Annotated in this window: 15 protein-coding genes; 4 read left to right on the top strand and 11 right to left on the bottom strand. The window is 57.1% G+C overall.

Annotated features, from left to right (window positions below; all coding sequences use genetic code 11):
• Positions 1-7 precede the first annotated feature (7 nt).
• Complete coding sequence (locus M2305_RS09645; protein WP_099213142.1) at positions 8-682, top strand: YfdX family protein; 675 nt, start codon at positions 8-10, stop codon at positions 680-682.
• A 102-nt stretch (positions 683-784) separates the two neighbouring features.
• Here M2305_RS09645 and M2305_RS09640 read toward each other — a convergent pair whose 3' ends face one another.
• From M2305_RS09640 to aroQ, 4 genes are read right to left on the bottom strand one after another with little or no spacing between them, the layout of a single operon-like run.
• Positions 785-1354, bottom strand: coding sequence for an NIPSNAP family protein (locus M2305_RS09640; RefSeq protein ID WP_086632867.1), 570 nt, complete (start codon positions 1352-1354; stop codon positions 785-787).
• Between the two features lie 15 nt (positions 1355-1369).
• Positions 1370-2719 (bottom strand): acetyl-CoA carboxylase biotin carboxylase subunit, encoded by a 1350-nt coding sequence (gene accC, locus M2305_RS09635; protein WP_046901132.1) that lies wholly within the window; start codon positions 2717-2719, stop codon positions 1370-1372.
• Positions 2719-3171: an acetyl-CoA carboxylase biotin carboxyl carrier protein gene (locus tag M2305_RS09630; protein WP_264649234.1), complete on the bottom strand. Its 453-nt coding sequence runs from the start codon at positions 3169-3171 to the stop codon at positions 2719-2721. Before M2305_RS09630 ends, accC begins: the two co-directional genes overlap by 1 nt.
• Positions 3168-3617, bottom strand: a complete 450-nt coding sequence (gene aroQ, locus M2305_RS09625) for a type II 3-dehydroquinate dehydratase (protein WP_023943307.1) — start codon at positions 3615-3617, stop codon at positions 3168-3170. Before aroQ ends, M2305_RS09630 begins: the two co-directional genes overlap by 4 nt.
• A gap of 212 nt (positions 3618-3829) precedes the next feature.
• Here aroQ and M2305_RS09620 point away from each other — a divergent pair, with 212 nt between their 5' ends.
• On the top strand, positions 3830-4390 hold the full coding sequence (locus M2305_RS09620; protein WP_211496771.1) for a septal ring lytic transglycosylase RlpA family protein: 561 nt from the start codon (positions 3830-3832) through the stop codon (positions 4388-4390).
• Positions 4391-4421: 31 nt separating this feature from the next.
• Here M2305_RS09620 and M2305_RS09615 read toward each other — a convergent pair whose 3' ends face one another.
• Positions 4422-5570 (bottom strand): YihY/virulence factor BrkB family protein, encoded by a 1149-nt coding sequence (locus M2305_RS09615; RefSeq protein WP_099213140.1) that lies wholly within the window; start codon positions 5568-5570, stop codon positions 4422-4424.
• A gap of 383 nt (positions 5571-5953) precedes the next feature.
• On the opposite strand from M2305_RS09615, the gene M2305_RS09610 reads away from it, so the two are divergent.
• Both M2305_RS09610 and M2305_RS09605 read left to right on the top strand, forming a co-directional pair.
• The gene (locus tag M2305_RS09610) at positions 5954-7093 is read left to right on the top strand and encodes a type III PLP-dependent enzyme (RefSeq protein WP_264649232.1); all 1140 of its coding nucleotides are present in this window, start codon (positions 5954-5956) and stop codon (positions 7091-7093) included.
• A 118-nt stretch (positions 7094-7211) separates the two neighbouring features.
• Positions 7212-7418, top strand: coding sequence for a TOBE domain-containing protein (locus M2305_RS09605; protein ID WP_046901128.1), 207 nt, complete (start codon positions 7212-7214; stop codon positions 7416-7418).
• Between the two features lie 124 nt (positions 7419-7542).
• Here M2305_RS09605 and M2305_RS09600 read toward each other — a convergent pair whose 3' ends face one another.
• The 6 genes from M2305_RS09600 to M2305_RS09575 all read right to left on the bottom strand — a co-directional run bounded on the left by M2305_RS09600 (position 7543) and on the right by M2305_RS09575 (position 12354).
• Positions 7543-8103: a hypothetical protein gene (locus M2305_RS09600; protein WP_198942027.1), complete on the bottom strand. Its 561-nt coding sequence runs from the start codon at positions 8101-8103 to the stop codon at positions 7543-7545.
• A 199-nt stretch (positions 8104-8302) separates the two neighbouring features.
• On the bottom strand, positions 8303-8809 hold the full coding sequence (locus M2305_RS09595) for a molybdenum cofactor biosynthesis protein MoaE (RefSeq protein WP_264649231.1): 507 nt from the start codon (positions 8807-8809) through the stop codon (positions 8303-8305).
• Positions 8806-9633: a MoaD family protein gene (locus M2305_RS09590; RefSeq protein ID WP_264649230.1), complete on the bottom strand. Its 828-nt coding sequence runs from the start codon at positions 9631-9633 to the stop codon at positions 8806-8808. The genes M2305_RS09595 and M2305_RS09590 overlap by 4 nt, the downstream gene beginning before the upstream one ends.
• Entirely contained in the window at positions 9630-10112 is a 483-nt protein-coding gene (moaC, locus tag M2305_RS09585) for a cyclic pyranopterin monophosphate synthase MoaC (protein ID WP_211496701.1), read from the bottom strand. The genes M2305_RS09590 and moaC overlap by 4 nt, the downstream gene beginning before the upstream one ends.
• An 18-nt stretch (positions 10113-10130) precedes the next feature.
• Positions 10131-11204 (bottom strand): GTP 3',8-cyclase MoaA, encoded by a 1074-nt coding sequence (gene moaA, locus M2305_RS09580; protein ID WP_276556460.1) that lies wholly within the window; start codon positions 11202-11204, stop codon positions 10131-10133.
• Positions 11158-12354, bottom strand: a complete 1197-nt coding sequence (locus M2305_RS09575) for a molybdopterin molybdotransferase MoeA (protein ID WP_264649229.1) — start codon at positions 12352-12354, stop codon at positions 11158-11160. Before M2305_RS09575 ends, moaA begins: the two co-directional genes overlap by 47 nt.
• Positions 12355-12359: the final 5 nt, after the last annotated feature.

Below are 12359 nucleotides of genomic sequence, written 5' to 3'. Positions count from 1 at the left end.
TCTCATCATGCGAATTCTACTTCCCATCCTTGCATCAGCAGCCTTGACACTCTCCGCCATGCCAGCGCATGCCGGATCTCTTCATAAGGACTGGGAATCTTTCAAAGCCCATCGGGCATTTCATCACCTGTCTGCTGACGGGCAACGCGCCGTTACGGACATTCTCAAAGCACGTCAGATCCTGAGTGCCGGTCAGACAGATGCTGCCATTCCGGCTCTCTATGACGCCCAGAAGCGACTGACCGCCGCAACAACAGCCAGTCAGAAGTTCCAGGCCGCAGAAAACGATCTGCACGCAGCTCCACAGCACCCACTTCCCTCAACGCATCATGCGGTCTCCGGCCAGGTTGACTGGCTACCCGTGGGTGGTGAGTTCATTGCCAGCGAGACGCTTGCCCCAGAGCAGAAAGCAGCTGTCGCATCCGCCAATGCTCAGCTGAAGAACGGTGATACGGACTCAGCTGCCCAGACAATGAAAGTCGTGGGCCAGAATGCGGACTTCATTCTCGCCCTAGCCCCGATAGCCCCATTTCAAGGCGCAATCAATCGGGCAACTGTCTTCACGGAAGGTCGCCATCCGCAGCAAGCTGTAGAGGCTCTAGATGAAGCTCTGGATTCCATTGTGTTCGTGTCCGAAGACTTCGTTACGACACTGGCTCCAGCAAACGCGACCAAGAAGTAAGCTCTCGCGCCCATCTAACGCGCGGAACCAGAAACAAAAAAGGCGGCCTGCATATTCTGCAGGCCGCCTTTTTTTGAATACGGACACTAAAGACCGAACACTTCAGTTCCAGAGAGAGATTGCCAATGGCAGCAGAATCTCGCTTTCCATCCGCGTCAGAAACGGCGCGACTTTTGGCGGCCAGCTTCCGGTAGCCACAGCAGCGGCCCTCTTTTCCGACCGTGCATTCAGGTCTGCATAAGGCCACAGATGCGCAATGCGCGGCGTGCCCTCAAGAGAGACGAGTGTGCACGTCAGCGGGGAGACCGTTTCTCTCTCCGGCACAGCAGCAAGGAAACGCTCCTCAACGTCAGGCATGCCATCCGCCTTGGCCTCATAGCAGCGCCATTCATAGACACTTCCATAAGAGCCGGGATTGGCGACAGGCGTGATGGCGCGCCAGGATGTCACTTCCACCCGAACCAGGTTCTCATGAGGCAGGCTAGACAAGACGTCTGGACGGCCACTCAAAAGCGCCTCGTAGGTCTGCGCTGTCCTGAGAAGGGTAATGCGGTTCAGGCGACCTATTTCGGTCACCCATGCCCCTACCCCCTCAAGACCTGAGAGAGCAGAGACCACCTGCGGGATATGCCCAGGCTGAACGTCCAGAAAGATGGTCTCTACATAACTCATCACATCATCTCCGCTTCAGGACTTGGTCTGGGCGGCGACAAAGTTTTCCAGCCAGTGAATTGTGTAGTCACCTTTCTGGAAAGTCGGATCCGCCAGAATTTTCCGATGAAGCGGAATGACAGTTTCCACTCCATCCACCACACATTCATCCAGAGCACGCTGCATGCGGGCAATGGCTTCCTGACGCGTCGGCGCATGAACGATAAGCTTGGCGATCATGCTGTCGTAGTAAGGCGGGATGCGATAGCCAGCGTAAATGGCGCTGTCCATTCGCACACCAAGACCACCTGGGGCATGGAAAACATTGACCGTGCCCGGGCTCGGCGCAAAGGTTTCGGGGTTTTCGGCGTTGATACGGCACTCGATCGCATGGCCGGACATCTTGATGTCCTTTTGCGTATAACCGAGTTGCTCACCAGCAGCGATCCGGATCTGCTCACGCACCAGATCGACACTGCACACCATTTCCGTCACCGGATGTTCCACCTGAAGGCGGGTATTCATCTCGATGAAGCAGAACTGGCCATCCTGATACAGGAACTCAAGCGTGCCAGCATTCCGGTAGCCCATGCGTGCCAGAGCCTCGGTCGAAGTACGACCGATTTCTTCACGTTCGGCATCCGTCAGAGCCGGGGAACCGGCTTCTTCAAGCAGCTTCTGGTGACGACGCTGGAGGGAGCAGTCACGCTCGCCAAAATGCACCACGTTGCCATGGGCATCACCAAGGATCTGAAGCTCGATATGACGCGGGCGATCAAGATACTTCTCGAGATAGACCTCGTCATTGCCGAAGGCAGCACGGGCTTCTGCACGAGCTACCGACCAGGCTTCCTCGATATCATCTGCGGTCTGCGCAACCTTCATGCCGCGACCACCGCCGCCGGCAGCAGCCTTGATCAGGACCGGATAACCGACCTTCTCGGCGACTTCACGGGCAGCCTGAATATCGACCAGCGCCCCATCGGAGCCCGGCACCAGCGGCACGCCAAGCGCACGCATGGTCGTCTTGGCCGTGATCTTGTCGCCCATCGTGCGGATATGCTCCGCCGTCGGGCCAATGAACGCCAGACCATGCTCTTCAACAGTCTCGGCGAACTCGGCATTTTCTGACAGAAAGCCATAACCCGGATGAATGGCATCCGCGCCCGTAATCATGGCGGCTGACAGAATGGCAGCGACGTTCAGATAAGAATCGCGTGCACTCGGCGGACCGATGCAGACGGCTTCATCAGCAAGACGCACATGCATTGCATCGGCGTCAGCCGTCGAATGCACGGCCACGGTTTTGATGCCCATCTCACGGCAGGCGCGCTGGATACGCAGCGCGATCTCGCCTCGATTGGCAATAAGGACTTTAGAAATCATTACTCGATGATCGCCAGAGCTTCGCCAAATTCAACAGGCTGCCCGGACTCGACAAAGAACTTTGTCAGGGTACCAGAGCGAGGAGCCTTGATCTGGTTAAAGGTTTTCATGGCTTCGATCAGCATGATCGTCTGACCGGCAGAAACGGTCTGACCTTCCTGAGCGAATGCCGGGGAAGCCGGATCCGGCGCCAGATAGGCGACACCCACCATCGGGCTTGGAACCGCACCAGGATGCTTGGCAGGATCAGCCGGAGGTGCCGCAACAGGAGCAGCGGCTGGTGCTGCGGCGGGAGCAGCAACGGCTGGTGCAGCAGCCTGAACCACGTTGACGTTGCGCGCCACGCGAATGCGGCTATCAGCTTCGGAGATCTCGATTTCGGTCAGGCCGGTCTGCGTCAGAATATCGGCCAATGCCCGAATGGCATCCTTGTCCACGAGCATGCGGCTCATCCTTCGTCTTCGATCATGTCGGTTATTGCCTGAAGCGCATGCGCGTATCCCCTGACGCCGAGGCCGCAGATCACACCGATGGCGGCCTGCGAGACGTAGGTATGATGGCGGAATGGCTCCCGGCGATGAATGTTGGAAATATGAACCTCAACTATCGGCAACTCAACCGCAAGAAGCGCGTCGAGCAGGGCAATCGAGGTATGCCCATAAGCAGCAGGATTAATCACGATTCCATCAGCGCGGCCGCGACACTCCTGCACCCAGGACACAAGTTCTCCCTCACCGTTGGTCTGTCGGAAATCGATCGCGACATCGAGGCGTTCAGCAGCCTGAATACACACCTGCTCGACATCGTCGAGCGTAGCGTGACCGTAGATTCCAGGCTGGCGCAGACCCAGCATATTGAGATTCGGACCGTTCAGAACGGCAATGAGAGGACGTTTCATCTGGCCGCGCGATAGCACTTTCGGAGCCGTCATGAAAGCGTCATCGCCCTAATCCTGCCGTCTTCGCAGGCTTCAAAAGGGGGACAGGCCCATGGTTTTGTGCTAGGAAGCACGGCTCAAGCCCGTTTTCGTCCACTGGAGAAGATACCAGTCTAGTGAAATTTGCCCCGCCTGCCATTCGCTCATCCCGTCGACTGTCTCCCCTGCGCAGCATGACATTTGCACTCGCGCTTGCCGGAATTGCAGGTGGAACAACTGCTCATGCAGCAGACGATTCTTCTGGTGATGCAGCGGGGACGGTCCGGACCAGCTGGGCAGCCTCTGTTCGATCCGCGCTGGCAAACCGGGCCCACAAGGCCGCGTCCTGGACCCAGCATGGCATGGCGAGCTGGTATGGACGTCATTTCCACGGACGTCGCACCAGTAGCGGGACGATCTTCAACACAAATGATCTGACCGCCGCACACCCTTCCCTGCCGATTGGCACAAAACTGCTGGTGACGTCTGAAGATACGGGCCGTTCTGTTGTCGTCACAGTGAACGATCGCGGGCCGTTCAATAGCCGCATCATCGATCTCTCCCATGCAGCAGCAGCGAAGATCGGGATGCTGAATAGCGGAACTGCCCACGTCACCATTGCTCGTATGGCTGACAAGCCTGCATCAGATGCCGCGAGCGAAGTCGCGGAAGCCGAGTCCAAGGATACGAGCGAGCAAGCCATCAAGGCTGCGGGCACCCAATCTGACAGCACAAAGCAGCCCACCCAACGTTAATAACGACGGGCGGGCTTAGTTACCCCGGTGGTTACCGGGGCGTACTTTCGGCCGTAACGGCTTCAGCAATCAAAGGGTCTGTCTGTGGCAGACCAGCAATCCGGGGCTGCGCACCTTTAATGCGCTCTTCCAGCCCCGCATTCAGCTCTGCTCCGAAGAGCACAACATACGCACTGACAAAGAACCACATCATAATCGCCGCAACTGCGCCCAAGGGCCCATAGGTTGCGCCGTAGCTCGCGAAGTGCGCGACATACCACGAAAATCCGAGCGACATGAGAACCCACAGGACGGTCGCCAGCGCTGATCCGGGGAATATCCACCGCCACTTTGCTGGCTCCCGACTGGGGGCAAAGCGATAAAGCATCGTGACTGCCACGAACACGAACAGCAGCATCAGGATCGGTGCAAGCGTATGCACGACAAGCGGCGCACCGTAAGACACCAGAAGATCAAACGGCGGCGGCGGCTTTCTGAAGCCCAGATACCGCGGAAGGTAATCAACCAGCGCAGGCGCAGCCACCATCAGTGCCAAGGTCAGTGCAGCACCAACAACAGCCATCAGAGTGGTGGCTAGAGCAGTCGCCTGGAACCTCAGGAAGCCGCGTGTTTCGGTGGCATTATATGCCATGTTTAACGCGGACAGGATGGACTTCGTACTGGCTGAAGCGGACCACAACGCAACGGAAACAGAAAAAATCAGCCCTATGGTCAGAGACGTATGCGGCTGGGAAACCAGCTCGTGGATCCGATTGCCAATCAGCGAATAAGCTGTTGGGGGCAGCAGATGACGCAGCACTTCAAGCTGCGGCTCGACGGTCTGCAAATCAAACGCCAGACCATAAAGCGAGATCAGGCTCGATATGGCCGGAAAGAGAGAGAGCGTGGCGTAAAACGCGCAGCCCGCAGCAGAAAGGGACGTCTGAGACGATCCTACTTCCGAGAAAACCTGGCGCAGGACGATCTTCCACCCCGCTCTGGGCATACTCAGAGGGGAGTTCGCTCCCGTACCTGGGGCATCAGGACCAAGTTCACGCGCCTTGCGAATATCTTCTTCGCTGGGTTCAGGCGTCAGTTCATGGACACGCTGGATGTCCTGGTGGATTTTTTTCCGGTCAGGCTCCGAAGGTGCGTCTGGCGCTGGACCGGAAGCTGACGCAGAATCGGGAAATAAGCTCACTCAGGGGGTCCTCGGCAGTTCCTGTTATGGGCAACAGGCGAGATTAAGTCGTTCCGTTCTCAGGATCGACAGAACCTAGCATACGCAGAAATCGCCTTCTGCGTTCCGAATTTGCCCCGATTTCAATCCCCTCAATATTTCCAAAACACAAATAATGCAAAATTAGCTCTTGCAACGGCGGGGCTTTGGTTTCATACGCCCCGTCACGCAGCAACGCACGTGCCACTGGCCCTCTCGAGGTTACGCAACGACGTCAAGCGTTCTGGCCTTCCGGGTCCCGCTTCTTTTGGGTCCCCGCTATTCGCTGGTCCGTTCGACCGTTTCGCAACACACTCGCAGGGTGTAACTGTTCCCTGACGAGTCCGGTTCTGGGAAAGAGTGTCATGACTCCCAAAATCACCCGTTTTCTTGCCGAGCAGCAGCCGGCAACCCCTTGCCTCGTCGTTGATCTCGATGTTGTGGAAAGCAACTATCGTGCCCTTCACGACGCCCTACCAGCTGGCAAGATCTATTACGCCATCAAGGCCAATCCGGCACCGTCCATCCTGAAGCGCCTTGTCGCTCTGGGATCGTCTTTCGATGCAGCATCGCTCGAAGAAATCCGGATGTGCCTGAAGGCTGGCGCCACACCTGATCGCATCTCTTATGGCAATACGCTCAAGAAGGTTGGTGCGATCCGTGAAGCCCGAGACATGGGCATTGATCTCTTTGTGCTCGACAGCATGGAAGAGCTCGAAAAGATTGCAGAGAACGCACCAGGTGCCCGTGTCTTCTGCCGTCTGGCCGTTGAGAACGAAGGCGCTGACTGGCCGCTCTCGCGCAAGTTCGGCACAACAATTGCCCACGCCCGCGACCTGATGATCCGCGCGCGCGATCTGGGCCTGCATCCCTATGGCCTTTCGTTCCATGTCGGAAGCCAGCAGACGGGTATCGCCGCTTACCAGCACGCCATTGCAACGGCCGCACGCCTCTATCATGAGCTGCGCGCGGAAGGCCTTGACCTTCAGATGATCAATCTGGGCGGCGGCTTCCCAACCCATTATCGGGAAGACATTCCGTCTGTGCAGGAATTTGGCGCCGCCATTCAGGCTGCTCTCCGCGAGCACTTTCCTGACGAGCAGCCAGAAGTTCTGCTGGAGCCGGGCCGATATATGGTCGGTCAGGCCGGTGTAGTGTCGAGCGAGGTCATTCTTGTGAGCCGTCGTGGCGGTGCAGAGACAGACCCACGCTGGGTCTATCTGGACATCGGGCGCTTCGGTGGCCTCGCGGAGACGGAAGGTGAAGCCATTCGCTACTCATTCCGCACGTCTCGCGACGACACAGACAGCTCACGTTCCCCCTGCGTCGTGGCAGGACCAAGTTGCGATGGTGTCGATATTCTCTATGAGAAGAACCGCATCCCGCTGCCGAACAGCCTGAAGTCTGGAGATCGCATCGAAATTCTGGCGACTGGCGCTTATGTTTCGACCTACTGCTCCGTCGGGTTCAATGGTTTTCCGCCTCTGACCGAGCACTATATCTAAGACGCTTCTGATTGGGGGTGGCACAGGCCATCCCCGAAAAAAGTCTTGTCTGCTTTCTCAGGCCATGTGTCCTAATGTGTCACCCCCATCTCCAAGGGGGTAGCAAAAGGACACCACCATGAAACTCAGCGCACGTAATCAGCTCAAAGGTCAGATTACACAGATCGTAAAAGGCGCAACGACGTCTCACATCACGATCGACGTCAACGGCACGATTATTACAAGTGCCATCACCAATGAAGCTGTTGAGGAACTGTCACTGACAGTGGGCAAGGAAGCCTATGCCGTTATCAAGGCTTCCAGCGTCATGGTTGGCGTGGACTGAGTCCACACACCCATTTGGTCCAGACTTCACTCATGACTGCAGGGCAGTTTGGTGAGGTCTGACCGCTTTTAAATCCAAGCCCAGCAGGCTGTGGTGTTTCGTCTCTTGCAGAATGCAGCGGAATTCAGTGCAGAGTGCGTCCCGCCCAGGCCTGGGGGATATCCCGTGGCCAAAGCACCCGCATTTCAGCCGGATGAATCTTTTTCCATCGTGCCAGAGATGACAAAGCTCCGGCCCCTGCCGTCTTGCGCTCATGCCGCGGAAGCCAGTGACCAATCCCAGCCATACAGTCTGAAATCAGGGCGAGAGCCGTGACAATGTAACCCTGCATCAGTCGCTCGGGGAAGAGGTCGGCAAGAAGGTGGAAGACTTCCTTCTGGCCATCATTCTGCACCGTCTGGATCCCCTGGAGAAAGCGCTCCTCCATCGCACTCAGCCCCTGAGAGCCCGGCGGATTGATATCCAGCACAGGCTGCCCGGCTTCTCTCAGATGCTGGGCTGCATCCTCGAACGCTCGCTCCGCTGCATCAAGAACAGGACGGAAAGATGCCGGAAACATGCCATCCGTCGTGCGGGTTTCATGGCAGTACGGCAGGCGGTATCGGCTGACCAGACACCGGATACTCCAGAGTGCCAGTCTTTCGCAGCAGCACAGGTCAGACAGGAAAAGCGGTGTCCGTGTCATGATCAATCTCCGAATCAGCAGAACCAGAGACACTCTAATTGAGAATGATTTGCAATATCAAACTAAAAATGCGTGACCGCACGCTTGTGGCACGAAAAAATGCTCGCTGCCCTCTCCTGGAAAGAGGACAGCAACGCTCTGATTTTCAAAAAGAAAGAGAATGCCCGGTAAGAGTCAGACGTACTCGCCGGGCAATAGATCAGTGCTTGTGACCGCAAGACCCATGATCGTGGTGATGGTGATGATCGTGCCCGTGATCGTCATCGCTTATCCGGGGAGCGACCTGACAGTGATGGCAGGCCACCCATTCGGCGTCGCCATCCAGATAATGCTCTTTCTTCCAGACGGGCACCCGGTGCTTGATCTCGTCGATGATATAACGACAGGCTCGGAACGCTGCATCGCGATGAGGCGCAGACACGCCGATCCAGACGGCAACATCCCCAACCCGTAGTATTCCCGTCCGGTGCATGGCCACAGCATGGCTGATTTCAAATCGGGCCAATGCTTCTTCAATAATCCGCGCACCTTCTTTTTCTGCGAGGGCAGCGTAGGATTCATATTCCAGACCATCCACTGGACGGCCCTCGTTGCTATTGCGAACCCAGCCTTCAAAAGTGCAGAAGCCACCAGCTTCAGCCAGATGTAAGCCCTCTCGCAGCATGTTCAGATCGACTGGCGCATCAGCCATCAGAAAATGGGTCATCCGCCGGTCACCGGCGGAATGAACACAACGTGGTCCCCGCTCTTCAGAGGCTGCGTCCAAGGTGCGAAATCTCCATTCAAAGCAACCCGCAGGCGATCAGCCTCGAACGGAAAGCCATATTTCTCTTTCAGCTGCTCATAAAGCGGGCCGACCGTTCCGAAATGCGTTTCCACAGTTTCCGTTTTCTGCCCTGCAAGTTCGCGCATCTGAGCAAAATATTCCACATCGAGGCGGATCATCTGTCCTCCCAATCGCCGTGAGACGCTTGCACGTTCTTCCGGAGTATTGATGTTATCCAGAGCACCGACTGTCCGCGGGGAAAGCAGTAACGTCTGGCTATTGATAAGAAGCTTGCGAGGACACTTCCGCCCTCCTTCGACCTGACGCGCCAGAGCGTCCAGCGCTCTCGGCTCCCAGATCGCACAAAGCGGTTCTGGCAGTCCGTCATGTTCGCTGCGATAAGCCACCGCCACATGCCGATCATCACGGGCAGCAATCAGAGTTTCAAGCGTAAGCTGATCCAGAAGTGGCAGATCACACGCCAGAACCAACCAGGCGGCCTCCGGAAATGCCTGATGTGCAGACAGAAGGCCTGCGGCTGGACCGTCTACCGCGACAGTGTCAACAATCTGAGGAAACCGTGCCCGTAGCGGGTCCTCTTTCTGTGCCGAACGCACAGAGACAAAACAGCGTTCTACAAGCGGAAAAAGCGCGTCATACGCCACCTGTAACTGGGGCGCTCCATGATAGGACAGCTCAGCTTTGTCCTGCCCCATCCGCGCACTGACGCCACCCGCCAGAACCAGACCGTAAAGGGGCCTCATGCTTCAATCCGCTGAAAGTCACGTTTTCCACCGGCCTTCCCCATAAGCTTCACTTCACGAATGACCATGTCATGAGACAGGGCCTTACACATGTCATAGATCGTCAGGGCAGCGACTGAGGCACCGGTGAGGGCTTCCATTTCCACGCCTGTCTTGCCCTGGCAGGACACGCGGCAGTCAATGACGGCTTCATCACCCTCCATGGTGATTTCCACACGACATCCGTTCAGGGATAGAGGATGACACAGCGGGATCAGCTGGGACGTCGCTTTCACACCCATGACACCCGCAATCTGCGCGACAGTCAGTACCGCACCCTTCTTGGTCATGAACCCGGCATCACTTAGCGTCTGCGCAACGTCTCGAGGAAAGAGAACACGGGCCTGAGCATGAGCCGTGCGGTCTGTCACGGTCTTGCCGCTGACATCCACCATGCGCGGATCTTCACCACGTTCATCAACATGAGTGAGCGTTTTCATCCGTCCTGATCTCCCGATCTAACCACCGATATAATTCATTTCTATCCGACGTTTCGTCGAAGGTGCCTCCCCGGCAGTGCGTTCTTCGCTGTACCTGTCGGTACGCATCCGCCACACCGAAACCAGACGCTCGCGTAAAGCCTCGTCATCTGCCCCACTGCGAAGAAGTGACCGCAGGTCTGTCCCTTCCGAAGCAAAAAGGCACGTATAAATCTGTCCTTCCGACGACAATCGCGCCCGTGAACAATCTCCACAAAACGGCGCTGTCACGGAAGAAATAAACCCAATCTCACCCGCACCATCCTGATACCGATACCGACGCGCAACCTCACCCTGATACTGCGCGCCCAGTGGCTCAAGCGGCCAGTGGACGTTCAACCGCTCGACCAGTTCACGGGATGGAACAACTTCACCCAGTTCCCAGTGGTTCCGCGTGCCAACGTCCATGTATTCAATAAAACGGACGATAACACCCGTATGACGGAAGCGGTCAGCCAAAGCTTCGACCCCGTCATCATTAACCCCGCGCTGCACAACGGTGTTCAGCTTAACCCCACCGGGAAACGACAATGCCTGCGCGTGCTCGATAGCCTCCAGAACTGGTTCGAGTTGCGCCCGCCCCCCGCTCATTCGTGCAAAAACAGCGGGATCGAGACTGTCCAAACTTACCGTAATGCGCCCTAGACCAGCATCCTTCAAAGACTGCGCATGTCGGCCTAGCAGAACACCATTGGTCGTCAGTGCCACATCTTCAACGCCTGGAATTGCGACCAGCCTGCGCACCAAAGAGACGAGATCAGGCCTCAGAAGAGGTTCACCCCCTGTGAGACGCAATTTGGTGACGCCCAGCGATACCGCCGCCCGTGCGACCCGGACAATTTCGTCAAAGCTCAGACGTTCCTTGGGCTCCAGAAAGCGAAAATGTTCATGATACGTCGCTTCCGGCATGCAGTAGGGGCATCGGAAGTTGCACCGGTCCATCACCGAAATCCGCAAATCATGCAGCGAGCGATTAAAGCGGTCCCGAACAGGGTCGTGAGGCGTGCTACCAGCCATGAAACACAGCATGGGACCCGGCAGAGGCAGCGACATCGCCAGGCGCCAACTCCACGAACCCATCCGTTGCCGCCAGAAAGCTGAAATCGCCAGATGTGGGCATCGGATAAGGGCTTGCCCATGCCTGCCCCGAAGCATCGTGCCGGACACGAACGGGCAGATAGCGGGTCAATGTCGACACACGTGCAGCATCAGCATCGAGCTTAACAGAGTAGGTTTCTGGCCGATTGACGCCCTGCCCCGCCAGAAGCATGGGAATAACGTAACGCGTGGCACAGCAGGTGGCCGACACGGGATTTCCCGGCAGACCAAAAACGCGCTGCCCTTCAGGACCAACCCCAAACCAGAGCGGCTTGCCGGGACGTTGCGCAACCTTGTGAAAAACCCGCTCCACACCAAGTTTCGTCAGCGCCTTGGGGACGTGATCGAACTGCCCCATTGAGACGCCGCCGCTCAGGATCAGCACTTCATGCCGGGCAAGCTGCTTTTCCAGTGCCAGCATGGTCTCGGCCAGATCATCGGGGACCACCGAACGTTCAAGGCGGGTAAAGCCTCTCGAAGCCAAAGCTCCCGTCAGGGCGTATTCATTTGAACGCCGGATTTCCCAACTCTGAACAGTCGTCCCAACATCGACCAGTTCATCACCCGTGGCCACAATGCCGATTGAAGGGACTTTAGAGACTTCAACAGTGGGATATCCGTTACCAGCCAGCACCGCCAATGCAGGCCCATTCAGACGCAGACCGGGCTTCAGGAGTTCATGCCCCGCCTCGCAGTCTGATCCCTTCAGATGAACGAACTGACCTTTTTTCGGCTCATATCCGGCTTCAAAATGCACATGCTTGCCATCACGGATCAATCGCTCAACGGGAACAACGGTGTCAGCCCCTTCCGGCAAAACAGCTCCCGTCATGACATCAAGGCAGGTCGCTCCATCTGGAAGAGGCCGCGCGGGTATCCCTGCGCGCTGGACACCATGGCAGCCCAGAACTGCGCCTGCGCCGTAACGGTAAGCCACGCCATCCATCATGACCCGGTCATAAGGAGGCTGATCACGTTCGGCATGGACACTCTGTTGCAGGATGCGGCCAGAAGCCTCGGCCAGTGGAACATGTTCCGTTCCAAAATGACCTGCATATCCGAGGACAAGGTCCACGGCCTGCGCGACGCTCAGGAGTTCAACCAATTTCC

It is taken from the genome of Gluconobacter cerinus (assembly GCF_025961355.1).
GTDB classification, from domain to species: Bacteria; Pseudomonadota; Alphaproteobacteria; order Acetobacterales; family Acetobacteraceae; genus Gluconobacter; species Gluconobacter cerinus.
This window is presented reverse-complemented; position numbering and strand designations above follow the sequence as displayed.